Origin of the sequence: Brucella pseudogrignonensis (assembly GCF_002252525.1) — a bacterium.
Classification (GTDB): domain Bacteria; phylum Pseudomonadota; class Alphaproteobacteria; order Rhizobiales; family Rhizobiaceae; genus Brucella; species Brucella pseudogrignonensis.
Genome location: NZ_NNRM01000006.1, coordinates 80,087 through 104,726, shown reverse-complemented (window position 1 = coordinate 104,726; position 24,640 = coordinate 80,087). Strand labels below are relative to the sequence as shown.

Below are 24,640 nucleotides of genomic sequence, written 5' to 3'. Positions count from 1 at the left end.
TGGGACAAAGACAAGGCGCTTCCGCCCTGATTTCTGACACCTGCGGTGAAGCAAGGCTTGCACGCAGGAAGTAGAAATAATGCATATTCTCAAACTATCGGCATATCTCGCATCCACCGTTCTGGTGGTTACGCCGCTCGACGTATTCGCTCAGACGAAGGCGAGCGTGCAGGATGGCGTTGTGCTTGATACGATTGTCGTCACACCGTTGAGGCGTGCAACGTCTTTGCAGCGCTCCACATCGTCCGTCACGGTCATTGATCGGGAGGAAATCGACCGATCAGCAGCGCCTGATTTGCAATCGCTTCTTCAGTACTATCCGGGAATTTCGATTACCACCAATGGCGGGCAGGGATCGTCTTCCAATCTCTACATTCGCGGTATGTCGTCAAAACAGACGGTTGTTCTCGTCAACGGTGTGCGAACCGCATCAGCAACGACCGGAGCAACAGCGCTTTCCAATATTCCACTGAGTTCAATTGATCGTATTGAAATCGCGAAAGGCGCGCATTCCTCGCAATATGGTGCGGATGCGATGGGTGGTGTGATTAATATCATCACAAAGCAGGGTGGAGCCTGCGGGGAGCGCTCCTACTGCGGAAGTCTGACAACGGGGGTTACGCATCCATGGGGCGGTTATGCGTCCGGTTCGCTTCAGGGACGCAGCAAGGACGGCATTGATTATGCCTTTGGTGCCGCTGTCACAGGCACACAGGGATATAATTTTACGACACCAGATTCCTTTGGCTATGAGCCTGATCGTGATGGTTTTCTACAGGGTTCGTTTAACTTCTCGCTGTCGAAGGATTTTGATTGGGGGAAGATTTATACTGATGGCCTCCTGAGCCGCGGCCGCAATCAATATGATGCCAAAGCCCCGTCTGCTAATGAAGCGTATACAACAGCATTTAGCGGCAAGTTGGGTGCGCGTATCGATCACACCGCTGATTGGTCTTCGACGATCGAGTTCAGCTCTGGTCTAGATCACAGCCGAAATTTCCGTAAGGGGGTTAGCGGGTCTGATCTGTTTGAAACCAAGCGCTATGGCATCTTTGCCTCGACGGAAAAGCAGTTTGAAACGGGCAATGTTTCGCATGTGGTGACCGGTGGCGTTGAAGCTTACCGCGAGGAAGTCAGCGCTACGACCGAATATGCCAAAACCAGTCGTGATCTGGCTGCGGTATTCGGGCAATACTCGCTCGAATATGATGCGCTGCGCTTTGATGGCGGTGTGCGCTACGATTATAATGAGCAGTTTGGTGACGTGGTCACCTATAATCTCGGCGCGAGCTACGAAATCCTGCCTGATCTCGTGCTGCGTTCTTCGTTTGGCACTGGCTTCCGTGCGCCGACCTTTAATGAGCTTTACTATCCCGGCTTTGCGAATGCCGATCTGCAGCCGGAAAAATCCCGCTCGTATGAGATTGGTTTGAACTGGCAAGCAACAGCCGATACAAGTCTCGATTTGGCTTTCTATAAGACATGGCTACGTGATGCGATCATGAGCACGGCACCATCCTATCTGCCTTACAATATCGCGCGTGCAGAAGTGACGGGTTTCGAAGCGGCGCTATCTCATCGCTTCAACGAAACTTGGGCGGTAAAAGGATCACTCGACCTCAAAAAGCCAATTGATGAAGATACTGATAAAGATTTGCCATATCGCGAGCGGTTGAAGGCGACAGCTGAAGTGAATTTCAAGCCTATCGACAAGCTCGATCTAACGGCTCGGTTGCTTTACGGTGGTTCGCGCTACACAACTGCCGCGAATACCAAGAAGCTTGATCCTTATGTGACGGCTGATTTCATCGCGCTGTATAACATCGACACACAATCGCAGATGAAGCTTTCGGTAGAGAATATTTTCGACAAGGATTACCAGACAACGTCCGGCTATAATGCACCGGGGCGCAGCTTTAATATCGGGCTGACGCGGAATTTCTGACGAGATGCGCAACATGAAAACGCAGTCCGGGTTATGGAAAATCAGGTTTGGCCTTTTGGCCGGCCTGTTTCTGACTGCGTTTCATCCCGCTCATGCGGATGGATTGCCCAAGCACGTCGTGTCGATCAATGTCTGTACAGATCAGCTGGCGATGCTGCTGGCAGATGCCACTCAGCTGCAGTCGGTGTCGTATCTCTCGCGTGACCCGCTTCTGTCTGTGATGACCGAGAGAGCAAAACAGCTGCCCATCAACCATGGGCAGGCTGAAGAAGTGTTCCTCATGAAGCCTGATCTGGTGCTGGCGGGCACGTTTTCTTCGCGTGCCACGGTTGGGTTGTTGCGGGATTTGGGTGTGCAGGTAGAGGAATTCGCGCCTGCACGCTCTTTTGAGGATATCAAAGCGCATATGAAGCGCATGGGCGAATTGCTCGGCCGTGAAAGCGAAGCAACTCGGCAGATTGCAGACATGGATATGGCTCTTTCAGCAATCCAAAAGCCTGACCATAAACAGACCGTCGCGCTCTATTATGCGAATAGTTATACGTCGGGACGCGGCACGCTGATTGATGAAGCAATCCGTCTGGCCGGGCTTGATAATATCGCCGATAAGGCGGGTGTTCGTGGTTCAGCTATGCTGCCGCTGGAAATGCTGGTTATGGAAAAGCCTGATATTTTGTTGCGCGGATCGCGGGGACGACCGCCCGCACTGGCCTTTGAGAATTTCGAGCATCCGGCATTGCGCGCGCTCGAAGGGCACACGCGAAGCGTGGCGCTCAACGACAATCTGACAGTATGTGGCGGGCCGTTCAGCGTTGAAGCTGTTGCGAAGCTCGCGGAGGCTGCGCGTGACTGAAACTGGTCGTTTTTATCTCCTGCTTGTTGTTCTTGGCTTGATGGTTCTGGTGCTATTTGCGCTTTCGCTGTTGGTTGGTCCGGCATCCATCAGTGTGGGTGAGAGCATTCGGGCGCTATTTGCCGGGCAGGGGGATGTGATCGTGTTGGTTATGCGCGAAATCCGGCTGCCGCGCGCTTTGCTTGCCTTGCTAATTGGTGCTTCGCTAGGCCTTTCAGGTGCTGCTCTTCAGGGCTATCTGCGCAATCCGCTGGCCGAGCCAGGGCTGCTTGGCGTGAGTTCTTCGGCCTCGCTAGGTGCGGTGATTGCGATTTATACGGGGCTGTCGCAGGTTTTCCCGTTGGCTTTGCCGTTGCTGGCGCTGGTCGGCGCGTTTGTGTCGGTCTTTCTCGTCAAGACGCTGGCGGGGCGTCACGCCGGAACACTGACTGTCATTCTGGCAGGTGTTGCCGTCGCCAGTCTCGCCGGGGCGATGACGGCACTGGCGCTTAATCTGTCGCCTAATCCATTCGCTGCCATGGAAATAGTGTTCTGGATGCTGGGTTCTCTTGCCGATCGGTCGATGACGCATGTGTGGCTTGCCGCACCCTTTATTCTGATCGGTTGGGCGATGTTGTTTTCACTGGGGCGTGCGCTTGATAGCCTAACCTTGGGATCGGATGCCGCGGCCAGCATGGGCGTCAATCTCTCGCGCGTTCAGATTCTCGCTGTCCTTGGCACTGCAGCTTCCGTTGGCGCATCGACTGCGGTTGCGGGAGCAATCGGTTTTGTAGGGCTTGTAGTGCCACATCTGTTGCGCCCGCTGGTCGGTTCGCGACCGTCACGTCTGCTTGTTGCCAGTGCGTTTGGCGGTGCCGCCCTTCTGTTGGCTGCCGACGTGCTGGTGAGAGTGATTATGCCGGGGCGCGAATTAAAGCTCGGAGTGTTAACGGCAATCATTGGCGCCCCATTCTTCCTATGGCTTGTCTTCAAATATCGGAGGCGGCTGGTGTGAGCACTCTTTCAGTCCACAATCTTGATGTCTCGCTGGGGCGCAAAGCGGTGCTTGAAGCTGTCGGTTTCGAGGCAGGTGAAGGTGAGTTTATCGGGCTGATAGGTCCAAATGGTGCAGGTAAGACCACGCTGCTGCGTGCGCTTTTGGGCCTTACGTCTTCGACCGGTGTAATTCTGCTGGATGGCTCGGACCTCCGAAGAATGCATGTTGCGGATCGCGCCAAGATCATCGCTTATCTGCCGCAGGAACGCGATGTTGCATGGCCGGTAACAGTTAGGATGCTGGTATCGCTTGGGCGGTCAGCACTGAAGCCTGTGTTTGCAGGACTGGACCGTGACGATGAAACTGTGATCGAGACTGCCATGCAGCGCATGGGTGTGGCTGAACTTGCGTCACGTCCTGCTAACGAGCTATCGGGCGGTGAAAGAGCGCGCGCCTTGATCGCGCGGGTATTGGCACAGAATACGCCGATCATTATGGCTGACGAGCCTGTAGCTGGGCTTGATCCGGCCCATCAGCTGGAATTGATGGAGCTTTTTGCCGGTTTGGCAATCGAGAAGAAGACGGTGATCGCCTCGCTGCACGATCTTGGACTGGCCGCGAAATATTGCACCCGGCTGATTGTGCTTAATCAGGGTCGGCTCGTCGCCGATGGTGCGCCGGAAGAGGTGCTCAATCCAGCGCTCCTGAAAGAGGTCTATGGCATCGACGCGCAGCTGATGAAGATCGAGCACGAATTCATCCTGCATACGCGTAAGCACTTTCGGTAGATTATATTGGTTTCCACTGCCGCTCGCGGCTGGATACGTAGATGGCTTCGATAGTTTTTTGCACCTCATAGCCTTCGCGGAAATCGGCGTGACCTGTATTCTGTCCTGCAATACTTAACAGGAAGTCGCGCACCTCAATCGTTTTCAGATCATTGAAGCCAATCTGATGCCCGCCAGCCACGCAAAACGCGCCATAAGGCTCGTGGTCTGGGCCTGCGAAGATCTTGCGGAAACCCTGTTGCCCTTTCTTGTCAGAGAAAAGGAATAGGTCGAGTTCGTTGAAGCGCTCTTGCGAGAAAAAGATCGAGCCCTTTGAGCCCGATATCTCAAAATCATGTTGCATTTTGCGGCCACTGGCGAGCCAGTTCGCTTCGATAGTGCCGGTTGCGCCATTCTCGAACGATAGAAAAGCATGGCAGATATCATCCACTTCGACTGCTTTCATCTGCGACGGGTTGTTGTGGTCGGGACGCTCTACAATTGCTGTCACGCTTTTGCCCATCACCTCGGCAACCGGACCAACCAGATAGCGTGCCGCGGCAATGATATGGCTGCCTATATCGGCAAGTGCGCCACCACCGCCTGCCGGATCAAGTCGCCATGACCAAGGAATTCGATGGTCGGCCATGAAGTCTTCGGCATGGATGCCGCGAAAATTTCTGACTTTGCCAATTTCACCGCTCTCAATGATTTCTCTAGCGAGCTTAATCATCGGGTTCTTGAGGTAATTGAATCCGACGGCGGTTTGAATGCCCTTCCGTTCGGCAGCGAGTGTCATTTCAAGGCATTCGGCGGCAGTTGGAGCTAATGGCTTTTCACAGTAGACGTGCTTGCCTGCATCAATGGCTGCAAGCGCCATTTCTTTATGAAAGCGATTTGGGGTGGTGATATCGATCAGATTGATGGCCGGATTGGCGATCAGGTCACGCCAATTGCCTGTGGAATGAGCAAAGCCAAGCTGACACGCTGCGCGTGAGGCGGTTTTCTCGTCCACATCGGCCAATGTGTGAAGCTCGACCGTAATCGGCAGGTCGAAAATCCGGTTTACATTCGCAAGGGCGAGAGCATGAGTTTTGCCCATGAAACCCGAGCCGATCAGGCCTGCTACAACTGCCATTCTCTCCTCCCAGAGCTAAATTGCATGTGCATTTTGACTGCTGCTTATGTGATTGACATGAGCTAACAGAAATGGAATTATAATTCCACGAGAATTTTCTAATGAATGTTTCATTCTATTAAATGACAAAGATTGCAGCGAAATTGCCGGGATCAAATGCGTGGAGGCAGCCCCGGAATTAGCTCTGAACGAGGTGCAGATAAATTAACAAACCGGCGGGGAGTGCCGGGCAGGGAGGAGTGAACATGAAATCTCTATTGAAATCGGCAGTTGCTGGCGTTGCGCTGATGGCTGCGTCATTTGCGGCGCAGGCACAGGATGTCAGCATTGTTGTTGTCAGTCACGGCCAGGCATCCGATCCTTTCTGGTCGGTTGTGAAGAATGGTGTTGCGGAAGCAGCCAAGGATACAGGTGCAAAGGTTGATTATCGCGCACCTGAAACATTCGACATGGTGCAGATGGCGCAGCTGATTGATGCTGCAATCAACCAGAACCCGCAGGGCATCGTTGTTTCGATTCCCGATGCCGACGCGCTCGGGCCGTCGATTGAACGTGCTGTTGCAGCCGGTATTCCGGTTATTTCGATGAACGCAGGTTCGGATGCTTCCAAAAAGCTTGGTGCCTTGCTGCATGTCGGTCAGGATGAGTTCGATGCTGGCAAGGTTGCCGGTGAAGCACTTAAAAAGGCTGGTGGCAAGAAAGGCATCTGCGTCAATCAGGAAGTCGGTAACGTCTCGCTTGATCAGCGTTGCGCGGGCTTCAAGGAAGGTTTTGGCGATGTGACAGTTCTGCCCACCTCGGCTGATCCGACTGAAAATGAATCCAAGGTGCGTGCAGCACTCGCATCTGACACGGCGGTCGATACAATTCTGACGCTGAATGCAACGCTGGCCGGTGAGCCAGCCGTAAAGGCAGCTTCAGAAAGTGGTCGCGAAGGCATTCACATTGCCACTTTCGATATGTCGGCTGGCTTCCTTGAGGCCGTTGAAAACGGAAAAGCGGATTTCGCGATTGACCAGCAACAGTTCCTGCAGGGTTATCTGCCAGTTGCGTTTCTGGCGCTCAATGCGAAATACGGCCTGATGCCGGGCGGCAATGTGCCGTCGGGCCCGAACCTGATTACCAAGGACAAAGCCAAGCAGGTGGTTGAACTGTCTGCCAAGGGCATCCGCTAAGCAGCAACGCATAACTTTTGAATATCTCACCCCGCCCATGAAAATGGGCGGGATCGAGTATCCATACCCATAAGTTCGCGACCTTCATGTCGCGTTGTCTAGAGCGCGTTTCTCTCAAATTGAATCAAAATGGTGCTCTAGGGAATTGTTTTAATGCGTATTTTCGCGGATACGCTTGAAGGAGGAAAGCATGAGTGAGCCAACTTCATCAGAGCAGCCCGCTCAGACCGCAGCAAATGATCCGGCGATCGCAGCTGCGCAACGGGATGAGCGGCTGAAGAACGCCAGTGCACTTCAGCGGATGCTTAGTCGGCCTGAACTGGGTGCGGTTTCAGGTCTCGTGCTCATCACGATCTTCTTCCTGTCGACAGCCAATCCGGCAATGTTCACCGCCGCCGGTATTATGAATTTTATGGCGCCTGCATCGCAGCTTGGCATTCTTGCTGTGGCTGCAGCATTGCTCATGATCGGTGGCGAGTTTGATCTTTCTATCGGCTCAATGATAGCGTTCGCTGGCCTAATATTCGCTGCTGCCCTCGTCGTTTGGCAGGTACCGCTCATCGTTGCCATCATTCTGACACTGGTTTTCGCGGCGCTTGTGGGGGCTGTGAACGCGCAGATTGTGCTTAAAACCGGCTTGCCCTCCTTCATCGTTACGCTGGCGTTTCTGTTCATCCTGCGTGGGCTTTCGCTGGTCGGCCTCAAATGGGCGACGGGTGGTGCAACGCAATTGCGTGGCGTGAAGGAAGCTGTCGGCACGAGCTATCTTGCGGGATTGTTTTCTGGTGATGCTTTTCAAGGATTGTTTGAATGGCTTGCGGAAAAAGACCTCATCGCGAAGTTCCCAAATGGCCAACCGACGGTGAAGGGTGTGCCGGTCGAAGTTCTCTGGTTCATCGGCATCGCTCTCGTGGCGACCTACGTTCTGGTGCGAACCCGCTTCGGTAACTGGATTTTCGCGTCTGGTGGTGATGCGCTGGCTGCGCGCAATTCGGGCGTGCCTGTGCGCCGTGTGAAGACAATTCTCTTCATGTGTACGGCAATGGCAGCAGCACTTGTTGCAATTCTTACTGTGCTTGATGCGGGGTCGACGGATGCGCGGCGCGGCTTCCAGAAGGAATTCGAAGCGATTATTGCGGCTGTTATCGGGGGCTGTCTGCTTACCGGCGGCTATGGTTCGGCCATTGGGGCATTCTTCGGCTCGATCATCTTCGGTATGGTGCTGATTGGCCTGACTTACACGACGATTGATCAGGACTGGTACTTGGTATTCCTTGGCGGAATGCTGCTGATCGCCGTTCTCTTCAACAACTTTATCCGTAAGCGCGCCACCGGCGAGCGATAGGTTTCAGCATTCACGCAGTTTCAGGGAAACCGCTTCCTAACTTTCCCGAAACTGCGTTGATAGGGAGTATGCACTATGACAACCCCGATCATTGAAGTTCGCAATCTTGTCAAACACTTCGGCCCGGTTATTGCACTGAACGGCGTTTCACTCAGTGTGGAACCGGGGCAGGTACACTGTCTGCTTGGTGACAACGGTGCCGGTAAGTCGACACTGATTAAAACACTGTCCGGCGTGCACAAACCAACAAGCGGAGAGTTTTTTGTTGAAGGCAAACAGGTTGTCTTCAACAGTCCGCGCGATGCGCTCGATCACGGCATTGCGACGGTCTATCAGGATCTTGCGATGATCCCTCTTATGTCGGTCATGCGAAATTTCTTTCTCGGTCGGGAACCGACCAAGGGGATTGGGCCAGTTCGCTGGTTTGACACGCAGTTCGCAGAAGATGTGACCCGTGAAGAGATGAAGAAGATCGGAATTGATGTCCGCGATCCGCAGCAGGCCGTTGGCACGTTGTCGGGTGGCGAACGACAATGTGTAGCGATTGCACGGGCAGTCTACTTTGGTGCGAAAGTGTTGATCCTCGATGAGCCAACCTCGGCGCTTGGCGTGCGTCAGACTGCTATGGTGCTGAAGTATATCAACCTTGTGCGTGAGCGAGGGCTTGGTGTGATCTTCATCACGCATAATGTGCGCCACGCTCATGCCGTAGGCGACAAGTTTACCGTGCTTAATCGCGGTGCCACGCTTGGAACTCGCACCAGAAGCGATGTGGACATGGATGAGCTGCAGAGCCTCATGGCAGGCGGCCAGGAACTGGCTGATCTCTCATCTGCGTTGGGTGGACGGGTTTAACTTATATTCGGAGCCAGAAATGAGCGGACAATTGAATGGCAAGGTTGCGGTCATCACTGGCGGCACCCAAGGTCTTGGTGCGGCTACAGCACGACTTTTTGCCGAACGTGGCGCGAAGGGCATAGTGATTTGCGGTCGCTCAGCTGAAAAAGGCAAGGCGCAGGCCAACGCGCTGGAGCAGCTTGGTGCAAAGGCCGTCTTTGTTCAGGCCGATCTGGAAAAGGTCGAAGATTGCCGTCAGGTGATTGCTGAAGCGGATCGGGTTTTTGGACGGCTTGATATTCTCGTCAATGCAGCGGGGCTGACGGATCGTGGCGATATACTTGATACGTCGCCTGAACTGTTTGATCGGCTTTTTGCGGTCAATACGCGTGCACCTTTCTTTCTTATTCAGGAAGCGATCAAGCTTTTCCGGCGCGATAAGGTTGAAGGAGCAATTGTCAATATTTCGTCCATGTCCTCCATGGGCGGCCAACCATTCATCGCTGCTTATTGTGCATCCAAGGGTGCGCTTGATACGCTCACGCGCAATATTGCCTATTCGGTGCTGCGTAATCGCATCCGCGTCAACAGCCTCAATATCGGCTGGATGGCATCGGATGGCGAAGATCGTATCCAGCGCGAATTCCACGGCGCACCCGCCAATTGGTTGGATGAAGCGGTCAAGGCCCAGCCATTTGGACGTCTGATTGATCCCAAGGAAGTTGCGCGCGCGATTGCGTTTCTGGCGTCGGAAGAATCCGGAATGATGACTGGTGCAATCGTTAATTTCGACCAGTCGATCTGGGGTGCATACGATTCGTCGCCGCATCCAGCAAACCCGCTCTGAGGCTCTTCTGCACCAATTTCTGCAAAATCCTTCCAGAATGTGCAGGATTTTTCACATCTGGCGGCCGAAAAATCTTAATCTTTACCGATCCTGCTTGCTCTTACAATTTCTTGTGATTAACCAATCATCTATCAGATCCCGTTGAAATTGCGCTGAAAGGATGAGAAATCGTGGAGCAGGCAACGAGCGGAAAACGCAAGGGCGGACGCAAAGCGCTTTGGGCAGCTGTCGCAGTCATAGCCATCGCGGCTGCAGGTGCAGTCGGATACAAGATCACACTCGAAAAGACGATTAACGCCCAGCTTGAGCGGCGTGGCGGCAAGGCTACTTCTGTTTCGGCAGATTTTCTCGGCCACATAAAGCTGACCGATGTGGTCCTGCCTTTGAAAAACGGCACGAACGTCACCATCGCTTCGATCGAAGGTCGTCCAAAAGTACTGTTTCTGAATGGCATGCTTGATGCCAAGGGTATCAAGACGGAAATCGCTCAGTTTAAGATTGAGATGCCGAGTGTTCTTATCGACGATGCGAATTTCGATATCCAGATGCTGCGCGATACATTCGGTAATGGCGAGTTGAGCCTTGCTGAACGCGTTGGGCGTGTTTCTGCCAAGCGCATGTCGGTGCCTGAAATCAACATCGTTCAGATGTTGAACGATAAGGAACAGAAGACGTCTTATAAAGATGTCGCGCTGGAAGACATCGTTCACGGGCATGTCGCACGTTACACTTCAAGTGGCGCGACATTCGATCTTGATCTTTCGCTGCCCGATGAGAACGGCACGATTAATGAAGAACGTATGGCTGGTACGATCGGCGCATCGGAAGGCAAGGATATCGACGGCGTTTTCATAGCGCGTCTTTATACTGAGAAGGCTGGCCCGAACGATACGGAAGCGAAGCCGATTTATGGACCGTTTTCTGCGAAGAATATCGCCGTAAAGGGCACGAAGTCGAGCTTCAGCTATGACGAAGTTCGCAGCAACGGCTTTACCATGCGCCTGCCTGCAGAGCCGTTTACCGAAACACTACAGAAACTGGAAGCAGCCAAGGACATCGAATCTCTTTCGCAGGAAGAACGTAAAGAGTTCTTCATGCGTCTGATCGGTCTCTTCGACACGATTGGTAAGGGCGACGTCGAGTTACTCGGGATGAAAATCCAGCCGGGTGATCCAGAAAAGGGCGAAGGCAAAATCGACAAGATGGCGATGTCCTTCGACAATAAGAAGCTCGACATGTCGCTTAATGGCTTCTCGGCTGGTAACGGCACCGACTTCGTGAAGCTGGACGAATTCTCACTTAAAGGCTTCAATTGGGCGCCGTCAGCAGAGGCCGTGACAAAGTTTGCAGGTCTGAGCGACCAGGAAATGGAGAATTTCCCGTTCACGACCATGCTGCCTGAATTCGGCACGATGGTCGTCAAAGGTGTTGATGCTGACCTGCCGGGCGACAGCAACGCCAATGACGATGTTGATGTTGAGGAAGATCAGGACACAACTGCAACGCCGCCAGCAACCGGTTTGCCTGAGCGCATCAAGTTCAGCATGAAGAGCTACGAGCTGGCGTTGAACAAGCCGTTCAACGGTATTCCGACTGATATTCGTGTTGCCTATGAGGATATGTCTTTGCCTGTTCCCGCGAACAGCCGTGAAGAAATGTATCAGCAGCTGCGCAAGCTCGGCTATGACCGTGTAAACGTTTCATCCAATCTGGAAGCAAATTGGGATGAAGCCAGCCAGAGCCTCGTCATCAAGGATCTGTCGGTCAGCGGTCAGGACATGGGAAAAATTTCCATGTCTGGTCTATTGGGCGGCTTCACCAAAGAGTTCTTCTCCGGTGATAAAGTTCTGGCACAGGTTGCACTTCTCGGCCTCAAGGCTCGTGAGGTAAAGCTCAAGATTGAAGAACAGGGCCTGATTGAAAAGGGTCTCAAGTTCTACGCAGACGAAAACAACATGACTGTCGAAGATGCTCGCAGCGCTTTGACCATGATTGCCAATGCAGTTCTGCAGGAACTTGCTGCCGATCAACCGCAGCTTCAAGATGCGATCACTGCTTTTTCGACATTCCTTGCTAAGCCAAATATCTTTGAGGTGACGGTCAAGTCCAAGTCTGACAAGGGTATTGGTGCGCTGGAAATGGTTGCGGCATCGCAGAACCCGCTAGCGCTGCTCGATAAGGTCAATATTGAAGCGAAAGCCGAATAACGGTACCTTCCCTTTTTAAGTGATCAACTGGAAACGCCGGCTTTAATCAGCCGGCGTTTTTTGTCGCTTGTGATCACCATAATGAGTGTGGACACGACACTTTCGCGTCTTTTATCTTTGCCCCATGTCTCCAGAAACCGATATCGGTTATTACGGTGATGCTATAGGGTGCGCGCATTCAAACTCCACCATTCGGATTTACCCAATGCTTAAAAATCTAAACCCACTGCTGACCGGCTCGCTTCTTGAAGTGCTTGCGGATATGGGCCATGGCGACGATCTTGTTATCGTTGATGCCAATTATCCAGCACAGGCTTCCGGTGTGCAGGTTCTGGACTTTCCGGGGATCAGTGCGACAGATATTGCAGACGCTGTGCTTTCTCTGCTGCCGCTCGACGACTTTGTTGATAAGCCAGCGGCTGTGATGGAGTGCCCTAGCGAGACGCCTGCGATTTTTGGTGAGTTTGAAGCTATCATTGAGAAGGCAGAAGGCCGCAAGATAGCTGTTGATCCGATTGATCGCTTTGCGTTCTACGATCGGGCGAGTTCTGCCTATGCAGTCATCCGCTCTGGCGAAAAGCGTCTCTATGGCAATATCATTTTCAAGAAGGGCGTTATTCGCTCATAATGGAAACAAAAAAGCCCCGCATTGCGGGGCTTTTTCGTAATGTTTATTTTACTGTTGTGGCTTTGGCTGGTGGTGTTCCATTTTGCCTCTGCCACCGTGATGCGGACCCTTTGGGCCATGGTGGTGGAACTTCTTGCCTGCACGTAGCTCGTGGCGGTCTAGCTTGCCATCTTCGTTGCGATCAAGCGCTGCAAATTCCTTCTGTCGCTGCTTTTCAATCGCTTCCAGAGTGATTTTGCCATCGCCCTTTACATCAAGGCGACGTTCCATGCGGTCTGCTGCGCGGCTGACCATGCGCTTGAGCGCAAGTGCTTCAATTTCATCGCGAGAGAGGACTCCGTCGCCATTTGTGTCGGCGGCTTTCAATTCGTCCATGCGGGAGAATTTCTCGAGATCGATTGGTCCGCGCTTGCCTTTAGATCCATCATTCTGCGTAATGGAAGTATCCGTCGCTGACTTGTCTGTATTTTCGCTGGCCTTTTCCTGTGCGAATGCGGCGGTGGAAAGCAATGCGGAAGCGATAACTGCAATATACAAGGTCTTCGATTTCATGGTTATTTGACTCCATTACTCTATACACAGCGCCATTTATTGGCGTGTGAGCAATGTCAGCCATTTTAGGTGAACCTGATATGAACAGGCCAATTAATAATTCGTAATGTTACGATGCCTTGCTTGCGAGCTTTCTCTCTCGAAACATCGAGAAAAGGCCAGCCGCGACGACAATGCTTGCACCGGTCACTACATTCCAGGTCAGATGTTCGTTGAAAACAAGAACTGCAATGAACGCTCCAATCACGAGCTGGAGATAGGATAATGGTTGCACCTCACCGGCTTCAAGAATGTCGTAGGCGCGGATGAGGCAATAATGGCTTGCAATGCCACAGGCGCAAAGCGCCGCCATCCAGGGCCAGTCATGCTGCGCAATTGGTTCCATATGAAAAAGACCGACTGCGGTTAGTACAACAGCGCCGCCAATGCCCGTATAGAAGAAGCTGGTCATGGAGTTATCAGATTTGCTGACTGCGCGTGTCGCAATCGCATAAATTGCAAACATGGTTGTTGCAGCCATGGGGAACAGCAAGTTCAGGTCGAATTTTACATGAGTTGGATTGATGATGAGAAGAACACCGAACAAACCCACTACAATCGCGGTCCAGCGACGCCAGCCTACTTTTTCGCCAAGGAAGGGCACTGAGAGCATCGTGACGAGCAATGGGCCAACCTGAAAGATTGACTGCGCCATGGCCATGCCGACCCGGCTAAGGCCGAATACGAAGATAACGATTTCCGTTGCCAGCAAGACGCCGCGGAAGATCTGCAAAAATGGACGCTTAGTCGAAGCAGCGCGTGCAATTCCCCCGGCGCGCATCGCAAGTAGAATCACGAAAACGGCAAACGCCCAATAACGCACCATCGTTATGAAGATGGGCGAGTAATGTGATCCGAGATACTTCGAGATGCCATCTTGTGCCGCAAAAATGGCAACGGCTAGAAGTGTGAATGTGTAACCAAGGCTCTTGGGGGTCATGTGGCACACTCATAGTACCACCTTATTGGTTTCGCCATGCCTATTTGCGCATTTAGGCTGCAATATTGCTGGATATTTCCAAGTAACAAGGAAGAAGATTTTTAACGCAATTGAAACTTGAGCCGGTTCGTCCGGCTATCGTGTAATCAGCGGTAACTCTTTGAAAGAAGAGGAGAAAATGGTGGGTGATGTAGGGATCGAACCTACGACCCGCTGATTAAGAGTCAGCTGCTCTACCAACTGAGCTAATCACCCACTCGCTTCTCCGAGGCAGCGGCCCCGGTGAGGTGAGCGGTTCTATAAAGGCCGCTTTTCTGTCTGTCTAGCCTTCAGTGATAAAAAAATGAAAAAAAGTTGCGGAGATTTCAAAAAGCCCGGAAATGTGGAGTTTTTAATTAAATACTCAATGCACCTATTCCGCGTATAAGTGAAAACTAATCGTTTTGATTGCTAAAATAAATTTCTGCCAGTGGAATCATTCTTGTCATGATTCTGATTTTGAATCATTTTTTCCAAATGACGTTGTAAGTGGGCGCAGGAATTTCCATATTCGCAACGCTCGATTTGGACTTGCTAATGCTTCACTCAAGAGGGGACTGGCATTATTCGTTCGGGCTAAATGATTTGCGCAGCAAAATTCGCAGCCATGTCATCAATTTTTGATGCTTGTCTGAGATGGTTCGGCATATAAAAGACTTGATAGGCAAATAAGTTCTTTGCCATTGAGAGAATGCTGCAAGCGTTTGTTACGCGCAGGCAGGCGAGGGGTTCACGCACCGGATTGTCCTCGTTTAAGAAAACCCGAAGTCACCCCACGGTTGGGGTCTGACTTCAGAATCCGGTTCGCGGCATTTTGAGGACGGAATGGAAAGCATAATTAGCGATCTCGGACAGTTCATTTCCGATCATCGGGTATGGGCGGGTCCTATCGTAGGCATTATAGCCTTCGGCGAGTCTCTCGCTATTATCGGAATGTTCATTCCTGCCACACCTATCATGCTCGCCATTGGCGGTCTGGTGGGCGCCGGAATCGTGGAGCCTTGGCCAATTATCATCGGCGCCATCATCGGCGCGGTCATTGGCGATATCGTTTCTTATTTGCTTGGTTGGTGGCTTGGTCGCAGCATTATTCACAAGTGGCCGCTCAATAAGCACCGCACCGGCATTGCGCGGGCACGATTGCTATTTCGCCGCTATGGCTTCTCGGCTGTTTTCCTTGGTCGCTTCTTTGGGCCGGTCCGTTGTACCGTTCCGATGGTTGCAGGCATGATGTCGATGGATCAGAAGCGCTTCCAGACCGCAAACGTGCTTTCTGCAGTGGTCTGGGCGCCGCTCATGTTCCTACCAGGCTGGCTCGCTGGTCGCGGCATAGGCGTATTTGCGAAGATGGATGGCGATCACATGTTCTGGTCCGTGATAGGCATTACGGCCTTGACGATCGTGGTAACGGTGATCGGTATGCGTTATTTCAAAGGTCGCCCACGTCGTGAGCGCAAGCGCGGCGTGCATGTTTCTCCGGCTGAATAGTATATGGTCTTGCGCGTAAGCCGCGCGTCTGCATAATGCAGCCATCATATGCCATATGAAAACATGGTGTTCTGGAGCAGACAAAGGGTCTGCTTCGTGTCTCTTTAAAAGGTTCATCGCGCTTTATGCCCGACGACAGTTCTGACGATTCGTCTTCACGAAGTCCCGCTCCCTGTATGGGAGCATTGGACTTAAAAGGCTTTGAGCTTTCTCACGCCGTTTGCAATTCCTTCTGGCCGATCCGCTTTTCTGTGGTTCGGGAGGGAAACGCATGCGGCGTTTTTTCTGTTTCCTCTTTTCTCTGATTTTACAGGAGCCGACAAATCATGGATTGGTCCATGGACTGGATTGCCGACCCCAATGCCTGGGTAGGACTCGTGACATTGGTGGTGCTAGAAATTGTTCTCGGCATCGACAATCTCGTCTTTATCGCCATTCTGGCCGATAAACTTCCGCCTCATCAGCGTAATCGTGCGCGTATAATCGGTCTTTCATTGGCCTTGATAATGCGTCTCGCATTGCTGGCTTCGATCTCGTGGATCGTGACGCTGCGCGAACCGTTGATTGCCGTGATGGGACTTTCCTTCTCCGGTCGCGATCTCATAATGCTGGTTGGTGGTCTGTTCCTTCTCGCTAAGGGTACGATGGAGTTGCATGAGCGCCTTGAAGGTGCGCATGGACCTAAGAACACGCGCGTTGCCCATGCGATCTTCTGGCAGGTTATCGTTCAGATCGTCGTGCTTGATGCGGTCTTCTCGCTCGATAGCGTGATCACGGCTGTTGGTATGGTGCAGCATCTGCCGGTTATGATGATCGCGGTCATTATTGCGATTGCAGTCATGATGCTGGCTTCGCGCCCGCTGATGGACTTCGTCAACAAGCATCCAACAGTGGTTATCCTCTGTCTTGGCTTCCTGATGATGATCGGCTTCAGCCTTGTCGTTGAAGGCTTCGGCTTCCATATTCCGAAGGGCTATCTCTATGCCGCTATCGGCTTCTCGGTATTGATCGAGGCGGCCAATCAGATGGCGCGTAAGAATCGCGAAAAGCTCGTGACCACAAACGATCTTCGTGAACGCACAGCGGGCGCTGTTCTGCGCCTGCTCGGTGGCCATCGCGGCGATAACCCACTTTCGGACACAGTTGACGTGATTGCGCAGCAGACGGCTGCCAGTGACGTCTTCCTGCCGGAAGAAAAGGAAATGATCCGAGGCGTACTGGATCTTGCCGATCGCCCGGTTCGTTCCATCATGTCGCCGCGTAATGAGATCGAATGGCTTGATTTGGATGAGGATGAAGCTGAGCTTCATGAAGCGATCCGTAAGCTTTCGCATTCTCGCGTAATTGTTGCCCGTCGTCAGGTTGATGAGTTTGTCGGTGTCGCTTCGGTCAAGGATCTGCTGCTTGATATGACCGACAAGAAGCAGATCAACTGGGATGAAGTGGTCAAGCAGCCGCTGGTGGTTCATGAAAATGCGAATGTGCTTCGCGTCATGGAACAGCTTCGTGTTTCGCCGGTGCAGCTTGCTGTGGTGGTGGATGAGCATGGCTCGTTTGAAGGCGTAGTCACACCGACCGACGTGCTTGAAGCCATTGCCGGTGAGTTCCCGGATGAAGACGAAGAGGCTGCTGTTGCAGAATCAGACGGACAGGGTGGCTATCTGGTTGATGGTTTCACTGATATTCGCCGTCTCAGCAGCATCCTGCAGCGCGATCTGGTGGATGATAGTGATCGTTACACAACGCTTGCTGGCTATGCGCTTTGGCACCTCGGCCATCTGCCGGTGGGCGGTGAAAGCTTTGTAGAGGATGGATACCAGTTCACCATCGAAGCGATGAGCGGTCGTCATGTTGAAAAGGTCCGGATCAGGCCTGTCGACGACTACGAAGTCTAAAATAGAATAATTTTGCGGGCATCCACATGGTTGCTCGCAAAATATTTCGCGATGTTAACTCCCATAAAATAAGTGGGATATTGACTTTATCGCAGAAGCCTTCAAAATTAACACATCGTTCATTGCTGCGGCGAAATCGTGGCCCAAATTGGGCTTCAGATTGCAGTTGGAGTGGTGAACGTGAAATGGAGGCTCTTATGAACCGTAAAATTCAATTGCTGGCGCAAAGCATAAAAGATGCTGTGCTGCGCATGACGGCCTATCTGGAGCAGCCTTGGCGCGGCATGAAGCTAAGCGCTGATGAAATTGCAGAGCGTCGTCGTAATCGCTTGGAGCGTGGCGAGCAAAATTTTCTCTGGTGCTGGCAGCACCGTGGGTTTTGGTAACATCTAAGCAATGAAAAAAGTTTCGAAAGCCGGGAGCGAAAGCTTCCGGCTTTCTTGTCTTTATTGCGCGTTTCTACCTGTCTTTGGAAAAATATTCTCAGACCAATTTTGCCGTTAGGCGAGGTTTCCAAGAATGGTTATGAAAGTAGTTTATATATTTAAATCAATGATTTAGATTGATTCTTGCTTGTCTCTCTGTAGATTTGTTTCCCAACAGAAGTCGATTTACGGGCGCTTTGCGCAAGCAAAGTGAGAAGGGTGCGATCTATGAAGAAAATTATTCTATATGCGGCGGTTGCTCTCGGTTTGGGCGTAGCTCCGGTCAGCGCGCAGGAGCCAAAGGAAATTCTTAACGTTTCCTATGACATCGCACGCGAGCTTTACGAGCAGGTCAACAAGGCATTCATCGCGGATTGGAAAGCCAAGACTGGAGAAGACCTCACTGTCAATCAGTCTCATGCCGGTTCATCCAAGCAGGCTCGTTCCATTCTCGAAGGTCTGGAAGCTGATGTTGTAACCTTTAACCAGGTGACGGATGTTCAGGTGTTGCACGATAAGGGCGACCTTATTCCTGCTGATTGGCAGAAGCGCCTGCCAAACAATTCTTCGCCTTATTACTCATTCCCGGCTTTCCTTGTGCGTGAAGGCAATCCAAAGGGCATCAAGAACTGGGATGATCTCGGTCGTGACGACGTGAAGGTTGTTTTCCCGAACCCTAAGACCTCCGGCAATGCGCGCTATACCTATCTGGCAGCGACGGCTTATGCCAACGAAGCTTTCAAGGGCGATCAGGAAAAGGTTCACGAGTTTATCGGTAAGATTTTCAAGAACGTACCAGTGTTCGATACAGGCGGTCGTGGTGCAACGACGACCTTTGCTGAACGCGGTATCGGCGACGTTCTGGTAACGTTTGAAGCGGAAACGCGCGGTACAGCCAAGGTGCTCGGCGAAGACAAATATGATGTGGTTGTTCCAGAAGTCAGCCTTCTGGCTGAATTCCCAGTCACTGTCGTTGATAAGGTTGTCGACAAGCGGGGCTCGCGCAAGATTGCCGAAGCTTATCTAAACTATCTCTACGCGCCTGAAGGTCAGGAAATCCTCGCACAGAATTTCAATCGCGTGCACGACAAGGACGTGATTGAAAAGCATAAGGATATCTATCCAGATGTGCGCCTTGTAACAGTCGAAGATGCTTTTGGCGGCTGGGAAAAGGTTCAGAAAGAACATTTTGCCGAAGGCGGCGTACTTGATAAGCTCTTTACTGCTAAGTAAACAAGACTACCCGGCGGGAGCACCCAGCTCTCGCCTTTCTTTTGGAAAAATCCAGTGTCGCTTCTGAGCATGAAACGCAATTCGGTGCTGCCGGGGTTCGGACTGACCCTCGGCTGCACTTTGCTATATCTGGCGGTCATTGTCGCCTTGCCTCTACTGGCAATGATCCTGAAAACCGCTAGTCTTGGATGGAGCGATTTCTGGAACATCGTAACTTCGGATCGTGCATTGGCGACGTTTCGCATTACAATCAGTGCCGCAGCCGTCGCTACCGTATTCAACGGTCTGTTTGGGCTTCTGCTTGCATGGGTTCTGTCCCGCTATCAGTTCCCTGGCAAGCGACTGATTGATGCCGCAGTCGATCTGCCTTTTGCTTTGCCTACTGCGATAGCAGGTCTGGCGCTCGTGACGCTGTTCGCACCCAATGGCTGGTTTGGTCGCTTTCTTGAGCCGATTGGTATCAAGGTTGCTTATGCGCCACTTGGCATTATGATTGCGATGTTTTTTACCAGCATTCCCTTTGTCATCCGCACCGTACAGCCGGTGCTGGAAGATATGAGTGCTGATGTGGAAGAGGCTGCGCGGAGCCTGGGTGCCAGCCCCTGGCAGGTTTTCTCGCATATTATCTGGCCGACAATCTTCCCGGCATTCCTGGCTGGCGCTTCGTTGTCCTTTGCCCGCAGTCTTGGCGAGTTCGGCTCGATTGTTTTCATCTCCGGCAATTTGCCGTTTGAAACGGAAGTTACATCACTTCTCGTTTTCATCAGGCTGGATGAATATGATTATCCAGCCGCTGCAGCACTCGCTTTCATGATGCTGCTCATGGCGTTTTTTATGCTTCTTGTGACTAATATTATTCAGGCAAGGCGGCTTCGTTATGCAGAGCGCTAGTGCAAGCGCGCAGGCGCGCAACAAGCCGGGCTCTGTGCGTAGCCTGCTGATCGGAATGGCTGCCATTTTGTCAGCAATCTGTATTGGCGCGCCGCTGGCCGTCATCTTCTCCTATGCCTTCAGCAAAGGGGTGGATGTCTTCTTTGGAGAAATTCTCAAGCCTGATACGCTTCATGCGGTGTGGCTGACGATCCTGACCGCGATTGTGGTTGTGCCGATCAATATGGCATTTGGCATTTGTGTGGCGTGGCTGGTCACAAAATTTCGCTTTCCGGGGCGCCGACTGTTGATCACATTCGTCGAAATTCCGTTCTCGGTCTCTCCGATCGTCGCTGGTGTTACGTATCTTTTCCTGTATGGCTCGCAGGGACTGCTCGGACCGTTGCTTGAGAGCTACGACATCAAGGTCATGTTCACGGTTCCCGCGATCTTTCTGGTGAGCCTGTTCGTGACGTCGCCTTTTGTGGCACGCGAGCTGATTCCACTGATGGAAGTGCAGGGCAGCGATGAGGAAGAAGCGGCTCTTACGCTTGGAGCGAATGCCTGGCAGACATTTTTCTATGTCACGCTGCCCAATATCAAATGGGCGCTGCTTTACGGTGCTGTGCTTTGTAATGCCCGCGTGATGGGCGAATTTGGCGCGGTGTCCGTTGTGTCAGGCGCTATCCGTGGCAAGACCAATACATTGCCGCTGCAGGTTGAGCTCTTGTTCAACGATTACAATGTCGCTGGTGCCTTTGCTGCCGCTTCGACACTGGCCGGCTTAGCATTGCTGACGCTTGTTCTGAAAATCTGGCTTGAGCGGAAACAGAACGGCTAAAAAGAAACCGCCTGCTTTTTTAGAGGCAGGCGGCTGGCGGTCACGCTGCTTGGGAGAGCGTGTGTGTTATTGGTTCGCGTTGCAGGGATGAGGCGAGGATTGCGCCTTCCGGCCAATGCGTGAAGCCACTTGCCACGTTGATATGGCCTGCATGGCCGACGTCGACAAAGCCAGAACCCCAGACATTCGCAATGGCTTCTGCCTTGGCAAAGCGCATATATTCGTCATCGCGGCTGGCAACGACGATGGATGGAAAAGCTAACTCATGCCGAGGCAAGGGTGCAAAGCTCGCAAAGCGGCTATCGCGACGCGACATAGTTTCAACGTCTGCCGGGGCGACCAGAAGTGCGCCAGCAACGTGAGCCGCAGCCGGACAGCTTGCGAGATGCGAAACAAGAATACAACCAAGACTATGGGCAACCAGAACCGCACCGGGATTTTCGGCGAGTTTGGCTTCAAGCGCGTGCATCCAGTCGGATAGCACCGGATAGTGCCAGTCATCTTGTTCGACGAGCACTGCTGACGGATCGTCATGCAACCATTGGCGCTGCCAGTGGCCTGCTTCCGATCCCTTGTAACCGGGGATGATCAATGTCGCAGGCATGCGTTAGTTCCTCTTGGAATGTGCCATGGGAGGCGTTTCTGCTCTGCATCGGGAGGATATGCGAAGCAATTTCCAAGATAGGGGCTATTTCATACCATTTTAAGGAATATAAATTCAAATTGAGGCGGGTGTGTAAAAATTAATCCCGCCTCAGATTGATTACTTCTTTTGTTTGTCGTTCCAGCGCAGCACAAATTGCGATTTCTCGAAAACGAGAACCACGATCAGCGACATGGCAAATGGAATGAGAAGATAAAGCAGGCGGAAGACGATAAGTGCCGCCAGAACGTCAGCCTGATCCATATCTGGCAGGCCGGTGAGGAAAACCAGCTCAAGCACACCAAGGCCGCCCGGAGCGTGCGATATAAGTGCTGCCGAGAACGATACCAGGAAGATGCCAAGAATAATCAGAAAGCCTGGATTGCCCGCTTCTGGCAATGCGAAATAGATAATGCCTGCGGCACCAATCAGTTCGAGCGGGGCTACGATCAGCTGCTGTGTAACAACTGGCAAACGCGGATATTCGAGGCGGAATTTGCCGATCTGAAGTGGGCGTAATTGTAACCAGCTGCCGAAGATATAAAGTAGAACAAAAGCCAGCATCAACAAGGCGATGACTATCGACACAGTTGGCGTCAGGTCCGAGTTGAAACGCATCAGAATATGCGGTTCCAGCAGCAGGACAATGCTGGAGGTGATGATTACGCCGAGAATGAATGTGAATGAGCAAAAAGCGATAAGGACAGCGATTTCACTGCCTGGCATTCCCTGCGAGGAATATGCGCGATAACGCACCACTGCACCTGAAACGACCGACGCGCCGATATTGTGCGACAATGCGTAGGTCGTAAACGAGCAGAGAGCGATGAAGAGCCAGGAAATTTTGCGACGCAAGTGGAGAAGCGCAATGCGATCATAACCGGCCAGCGAGCTATAGGCGAGGAGCGCTGCTGCTGTTGCCAGCAACCAATGATGCGCTCGGATCGCGTAAAGACTATCCAGAACGTCTTCAAGCGAGATACTGCGCAACTCCCGATAAAGAAGCCAGGCTGAAACAATGACTGCTAGAATGCCTATTACCGGCCAGATGTAATCCTTGAACTTCATTAACCGATCACCGCACCTTCAACTCGCATCTAATTCCCCTTTATCGATCTCTCCGGTTCTTGCATCAGGTTGCTTCCGGTTCGATCCCCTTCAAATCAACCAAGGTCTCGGACGAAGGGCGATGTTGCTGAACACCCTCGTTTCGTCTCTCGTTTATAATTGCTCTCTCCATTGCTCCGGCGATTTCGGCTTCGCCCAGGATAACGGAGTCCGCACCTAGATCGTGCAGGTATTGTGCTTCAGCTGGCGAACAGGCTCGCACGATGATGCGCAGGCCCGGATTTGCAGCCCGGGCAAGTGATGTTGCGCGCCCGGCTTCAAATGCATTCGGGATAGCAATCACCAGATTGATTGCCTTCTCAGGATTCGCCGCCTCCCATATTTCAGCATCAGAGGCATTGCCCGCAATAGCTTCAATGCCGATTTCTTTCAATCTGAAATAAATCTTGGGCGAATTTTCGATCACAAGGAAAGGCATTTGCTTTTCCTGCAAGGCCGAAGCCACTCGTTTACCGATTTGGCCATAGCCCACAATGATTGTGTGAGCTGTTAATTTGGTGAGCGGTAGCGGTTCGGGTTCCGAGATATCGAGGCTTGTTTCACCCAAATCATTGGTTGAGCCTTCAACGCCCAGACGCTTTTCGATCCAAGGTCGTAGTCGCTCGGCAACAATGAACATGACCGGGTTGAGGAAGATCGAAAGAATTGCACCGGCGAGGATCAGATCGCGCCCTTCAGGCGGGAGAAGGTTGAGGCCTACTCCCAGCCCTGCGAGGATGAATGAGAACTCGCCGATCTGGGCAAGACTTGCGGAAATGGTAAGAGCTGTTCCAACGGGACGTTTAAATGCGCGGACAATAAAGAATGCTGCAACCGATTTGCCGACCAGAATAATCAGGAGTGTCGCAATCAGGGGCAGGGGATCACGGATGAGACTCATCGGATCAAACAACATGCCCACGGAAATGAAGAACAGAACCGCGAAAGCGTCGCGCAGAGGCAGCGATTCCTCTGCGGCGCGATGGCTTAGCTCAGATTCGCTCATCACCATGCCAGCAAAGAATGCACCAAGCGCGAAAGATACGCCGAACAGATGGGCGGCACCAAAGGCAACACCAAGCGCTATAGCCAGAACGCCAAGGCGGAACAGTTCACGCGAGCCTGTCTGAACAATGACGTTCAGAAGCCATGGGATCACCTTTCGCCCCACCACCAGCATAAGCGCTACAAAAACTGCAACCTTGGCAATGGTCAGAAGAATGATGCCGCCAATGCCTAGCCCCAGCCACTCGGCGATAGGATCGTTGGCTGCGGCATGTCCGGCTTCAGTGCCGACACTGGCTAGAGCCGGCAGAAGCACCAGCGCCATGACCATGGCGAGGTCTTCGACTATCAGCCATCCGATGGCGATGCGGCCTCGATCTGTATCGATAAGACGCAGATCCTGCATCGCACGCAGGAGAACGACGGTACTGGCCGTTGAAAGCGCTAGCCCGAAGACAAGACCGGCTTTTACGTCCCAGCCAAGTGCAAGACCGAGAGCTGTGCCGAGTGCTGCTGCTGTCGCGATCTGCGCCAGCGCGCCGGGAACAGCAATTGCTTTCACAGAAAGCAGGTCTTTGAGAGAGAAGTGCAGACCAACGCCGAACATCAGCAGGATAACGCCGATTTCCGCGAGCTGGAGAATGAGGTCCTGATCGGCAACAAAACCGGGCGTGTGCGGGCCAGCTATGACACCAGCAAGCAGATAACCGACGAGGGGGGAGATTTTGAGACGGGTGGCAATCGCGCCGAAGATAAACGCCAGACATAACCCGATGACGATTGTCGCAATCAAAGGCGTGTCATGGGGCATAGCGGTGCCTTCCCGTTCTTCAGTCTTATAAAAT

23 protein-coding genes and 1 tRNA gene are annotated in these 24,640 nt (G+C 52.5%); 16 read left to right on the top strand and 8 right to left on the bottom strand.

What is annotated here, in order from left to right:
* Positions 1 to 79 precede the first annotated feature (79 nt).
* The 4 genes from CEV34_RS01870 to CEV34_RS01855 are packed head-to-tail and all read left to right on the top strand — an operon-like array spanning position 80 to position 4,562.
* The gene (locus CEV34_RS01870) at positions 80 to 1,945 is read left to right on the top strand and encodes a TonB-dependent receptor domain-containing protein (protein ID WP_094543170.1); all 1,866 of its coding nucleotides are present in this window, start codon (positions 80 to 82) and stop codon (positions 1,943 to 1,945) included.
* A gap of 13 nt (positions 1,946 to 1,958) precedes the next feature.
* Positions 1,959 to 2,798 (top strand): ABC transporter substrate-binding protein, encoded by an 840-nt coding sequence (locus CEV34_RS01865; RefSeq protein ID WP_007875646.1) that lies wholly within the window; start codon positions 1,959 to 1,961, stop codon positions 2,796 to 2,798.
* A complete protein-coding gene (locus tag CEV34_RS01860) occupies positions 2,791 to 3,792 on the top strand; it encodes a FecCD family ABC transporter permease (RefSeq protein WP_007875644.1) in 1,002 nt (333 codons plus the stop codon). The genes CEV34_RS01865 and CEV34_RS01860 overlap by 8 nt, the downstream gene beginning before the upstream one ends.
* The gene (locus CEV34_RS01855) at positions 3,789 to 4,562 is read left to right on the top strand and encodes an ABC transporter ATP-binding protein (RefSeq protein ID WP_007875642.1); all 774 of its coding nucleotides are present in this window, start codon (positions 3,789 to 3,791) and stop codon (positions 4,560 to 4,562) included. Before CEV34_RS01860 ends, CEV34_RS01855 begins: the two co-directional genes overlap by 4 nt.
* Before the next feature lies 1 nt (position 4,563).
* Here CEV34_RS01855 and CEV34_RS01850 read toward each other — a convergent pair whose 3' ends face one another.
* Complete coding sequence (locus CEV34_RS01850) at positions 4,564 to 5,679, bottom strand: Gfo/Idh/MocA family protein (RefSeq protein WP_094543167.1); 1,116 nt, start codon at positions 5,677 to 5,679, stop codon at positions 4,564 to 4,566.
* A 245-nt stretch (positions 5,680 to 5,924) separates the two neighbouring features.
* Between CEV34_RS01850 and CEV34_RS01845 the strand changes: the two genes are divergently transcribed.
* From CEV34_RS01845 to CEV34_RS01820, 6 genes are all read left to right on the top strand, one after another.
* Positions 5,925 to 6,854 carry a sugar ABC transporter substrate-binding protein gene (locus tag CEV34_RS01845; RefSeq protein WP_007875639.1) on the top strand — a complete coding sequence of 310 codons (930 nt, stop codon included), beginning with the start codon at positions 5,925 to 5,927 and terminating at the stop codon, positions 6,852 to 6,854.
* A 190-nt stretch (positions 6,855 to 7,044) separates the two neighbouring features.
* A complete protein-coding gene (locus CEV34_RS01840) occupies positions 7,045 to 8,199 on the top strand; it encodes an ABC transporter permease (RefSeq protein ID WP_007875638.1) in 1,155 nt (384 codons plus the stop codon).
* Between the two features lie 75 nt (positions 8,200 to 8,274).
* Positions 8,275 to 9,054, top strand: coding sequence for an ATP-binding cassette domain-containing protein (locus tag CEV34_RS01835; protein WP_007875637.1), 780 nt, complete (start codon positions 8,275 to 8,277; stop codon positions 9,052 to 9,054).
* Between the two features lie 19 nt (positions 9,055 to 9,073).
* A complete protein-coding gene (locus CEV34_RS01830; RefSeq protein WP_007875636.1) occupies positions 9,074 to 9,883 on the top strand; it encodes an SDR family oxidoreductase in 810 nt (269 codons plus the stop codon).
* 170 nt (positions 9,884 to 10,053) lie between these two features.
* Entirely contained in the window at positions 10,054 to 12,090 is a 2,037-nt protein-coding gene (locus tag CEV34_RS01825; RefSeq protein ID WP_007875635.1) for a hypothetical protein, read from the top strand.
* A 205-nt stretch (positions 12,091 to 12,295) separates the two neighbouring features.
* Complete coding sequence (locus CEV34_RS01820) at positions 12,296 to 12,718, top strand: RbsD/FucU family protein (RefSeq protein WP_007875634.1); 423 nt, start codon at positions 12,296 to 12,298, stop codon at positions 12,716 to 12,718.
* 48 nt (positions 12,719 to 12,766) lie between these two features.
* Here CEV34_RS01820 and CEV34_RS01815 read toward each other — a convergent pair whose 3' ends face one another.
* From CEV34_RS01815 to CEV34_RS26920, 4 genes are all read right to left on the bottom strand, one after another.
* The gene (locus CEV34_RS01815; protein WP_007875633.1) at positions 12,767 to 13,270 is read right to left on the bottom strand and encodes an EF-hand domain-containing protein; all 504 of its coding nucleotides are present in this window, start codon (positions 13,268 to 13,270) and stop codon (positions 12,767 to 12,769) included.
* A gap of 109 nt (positions 13,271 to 13,379) precedes the next feature.
* Positions 13,380 to 14,249 (bottom strand): DMT family transporter, encoded by an 870-nt coding sequence (locus CEV34_RS01810; RefSeq protein ID WP_007875631.1) that lies wholly within the window; start codon positions 14,247 to 14,249, stop codon positions 13,380 to 13,382.
* A 179-nt stretch (positions 14,250 to 14,428) separates the two neighbouring features.
* Positions 14,429 to 14,504: transfer RNA gene (locus CEV34_RS01805), tRNA-Lys, on the bottom strand.
* Between the two features lie 360 nt (positions 14,505 to 14,864).
* Complete coding sequence (locus tag CEV34_RS26920; protein WP_153222971.1) at positions 14,865 to 15,026, bottom strand: hypothetical protein; 162 nt, start codon at positions 15,024 to 15,026, stop codon at positions 14,865 to 14,867.
* A gap of 87 nt (positions 15,027 to 15,113) precedes the next feature.
* Here CEV34_RS26920 and CEV34_RS01800 point away from each other — a divergent pair, with 87 nt between their 5' ends.
* From CEV34_RS01800 to cysW, 6 genes are all read left to right on the top strand, one after another.
* A complete protein-coding gene (locus CEV34_RS01800; protein ID WP_007875629.1) occupies positions 15,114 to 15,776 on the top strand; it encodes a DedA family protein in 663 nt (220 codons plus the stop codon).
* A 326-nt stretch (positions 15,777 to 16,102) separates the two neighbouring features.
* The gene (locus tag CEV34_RS01795; RefSeq protein WP_007875627.1) at positions 16,103 to 17,671 is read left to right on the top strand and encodes a TerC family protein; all 1,569 of its coding nucleotides are present in this window, start codon (positions 16,103 to 16,105) and stop codon (positions 17,669 to 17,671) included.
* Between the two features lie 197 nt (positions 17,672 to 17,868).
* A complete protein-coding gene (locus tag CEV34_RS01790) occupies positions 17,869 to 18,057 on the top strand; it encodes a hypothetical protein (RefSeq protein ID WP_039859886.1) in 189 nt (62 codons plus the stop codon).
* A gap of 267 nt (positions 18,058 to 18,324) precedes the next feature.
* Positions 18,325 to 19,329 carry a thiosulfate ABC transporter substrate-binding protein CysP gene (gene cysP / locus CEV34_RS01785; RefSeq protein ID WP_007875623.1) on the top strand — a complete coding sequence of 335 codons (1,005 nt, stop codon included), beginning with the start codon at positions 18,325 to 18,327 and terminating at the stop codon, positions 19,327 to 19,329.
* Between the two features lie 69 nt (positions 19,330 to 19,398).
* Positions 19,399 to 20,220 (top strand): sulfate ABC transporter permease subunit CysT, encoded by an 822-nt coding sequence (gene cysT / locus CEV34_RS01780; protein ID WP_051063921.1) that lies wholly within the window; start codon positions 19,399 to 19,401, stop codon positions 20,218 to 20,220.
* A complete protein-coding gene (gene cysW, locus CEV34_RS01775) occupies positions 20,207 to 21,040 on the top strand; it encodes a sulfate ABC transporter permease subunit CysW (RefSeq protein ID WP_007875619.1) in 834 nt (277 codons plus the stop codon). Before cysT ends, cysW begins: the two co-directional genes overlap by 14 nt.
* 40 nt (positions 21,041 to 21,080) lie before the next feature.
* Here cysW and CEV34_RS01770 read toward each other — a convergent pair whose 3' ends face one another.
* From CEV34_RS01770 to CEV34_RS01760, 3 genes are all read right to left on the bottom strand, one after another.
* Positions 21,081 to 21,644: an alpha/beta hydrolase gene (locus CEV34_RS01770; protein WP_007875617.1), complete on the bottom strand. Its 564-nt coding sequence runs from the start codon at positions 21,642 to 21,644 to the stop codon at positions 21,081 to 21,083.
* Between the two features lie 159 nt (positions 21,645 to 21,803).
* The gene (locus CEV34_RS01765) at positions 21,804 to 22,751 is read right to left on the bottom strand and encodes a lysylphosphatidylglycerol synthase domain-containing protein (protein ID WP_007875615.1); all 948 of its coding nucleotides are present in this window, start codon (positions 22,749 to 22,751) and stop codon (positions 21,804 to 21,806) included.
* Positions 22,752 to 22,815: 64 nt separating this feature from the next.
* Positions 22,816 to 24,606 carry a cation:proton antiporter domain-containing protein gene (locus tag CEV34_RS01760; protein WP_007875614.1) on the bottom strand — a complete coding sequence of 597 codons (1,791 nt, stop codon included), beginning with the start codon at positions 24,604 to 24,606 and terminating at the stop codon, positions 22,816 to 22,818.
* Positions 24,607 to 24,640: the final 34 nt, after the last annotated feature.

Bases quoted from the DNA above. Each gene is read 5' to 3' on its own strand.
- CEV34_RS01870 (WP_094543170.1), top strand. From the start codon at position 80: ATGCATATTCTCAAACTATCGGCATATCTCGCATCCACCGTTCTGGTG.
- CEV34_RS01865 (WP_007875646.1), top strand. From the start codon at position 1,959: ATGAAAACGCAGTCCGGGTTATGGAAAATCAGGTTTGGCCTTTTGGCC.
- CEV34_RS01850 (WP_094543167.1), bottom strand. From the start codon at position 5,679: ATGGCAGTTGTAGCAGGCCTGATCGGCTCGGGTTTCATGGGCAAAACT.
- CEV34_RS01845 (WP_007875639.1), top strand. From the start codon at position 5,925: ATGAAATCTCTATTGAAATCGGCAGTTGCTGGCGTTGCGCTGATGGCT.
- CEV34_RS01840 (WP_007875638.1), top strand. From the start codon at position 7,045: ATGAGTGAGCCAACTTCATCAGAGCAGCCCGCTCAGACCGCAGCAAAT.
- CEV34_RS01835 (WP_007875637.1), top strand. From the start codon at position 8,275: ATGACAACCCCGATCATTGAAGTTCGCAATCTTGTCAAACACTTCGGC.
- CEV34_RS01830 (WP_007875636.1), top strand. From the start codon at position 9,074: ATGAGCGGACAATTGAATGGCAAGGTTGCGGTCATCACTGGCGGCACC.
- CEV34_RS01820 (WP_007875634.1), top strand. From the start codon at position 12,296: ATGCTTAAAAATCTAAACCCACTGCTGACCGGCTCGCTTCTTGAAGTG.
- CEV34_RS01815 (WP_007875633.1), bottom strand. From the start codon at position 13,270: ATGAAATCGAAGACCTTGTATATTGCAGTTATCGCTTCCGCATTGCTT.
- CEV34_RS01810 (WP_007875631.1), bottom strand. From the start codon at position 14,249: ATGACCCCCAAGAGCCTTGGTTACACATTCACACTTCTAGCCGTTGCC.
- CEV34_RS01800 (WP_007875629.1), top strand. From the start codon at position 15,114: ATGGAAAGCATAATTAGCGATCTCGGACAGTTCATTTCCGATCATCGG.
- CEV34_RS01795 (WP_007875627.1), top strand. From the start codon at position 16,103: ATGGATTGGTCCATGGACTGGATTGCCGACCCCAATGCCTGGGTAGGA.
- CEV34_RS01790 (WP_039859886.1), top strand. From the start codon at position 17,869: ATGAACCGTAAAATTCAATTGCTGGCGCAAAGCATAAAAGATGCTGTG.
- cysP (WP_007875623.1), top strand. From the start codon at position 18,325: ATGAAGAAAATTATTCTATATGCGGCGGTTGCTCTCGGTTTGGGCGTA.
- cysT (WP_051063921.1), top strand. From the start codon at position 19,399: ATGAAACGCAATTCGGTGCTGCCGGGGTTCGGACTGACCCTCGGCTGC.
- cysW (WP_007875619.1), top strand. From the start codon at position 20,207: ATGCAGAGCGCTAGTGCAAGCGCGCAGGCGCGCAACAAGCCGGGCTCT.
- CEV34_RS01770 (WP_007875617.1), bottom strand. From the start codon at position 21,644: ATGCCTGCGACATTGATCATCCCCGGTTACAAGGGATCGGAAGCAGGC.
- CEV34_RS01765 (WP_007875615.1), bottom strand. From the start codon at position 22,751: ATGAAGTTCAAGGATTACATCTGGCCGGTAATAGGCATTCTAGCAGTC.
- CEV34_RS01760 (WP_007875614.1), bottom strand. From the start codon at position 24,606: ATGCCCCATGACACGCCTTTGATTGCGACAATCGTCATCGGGTTATGT.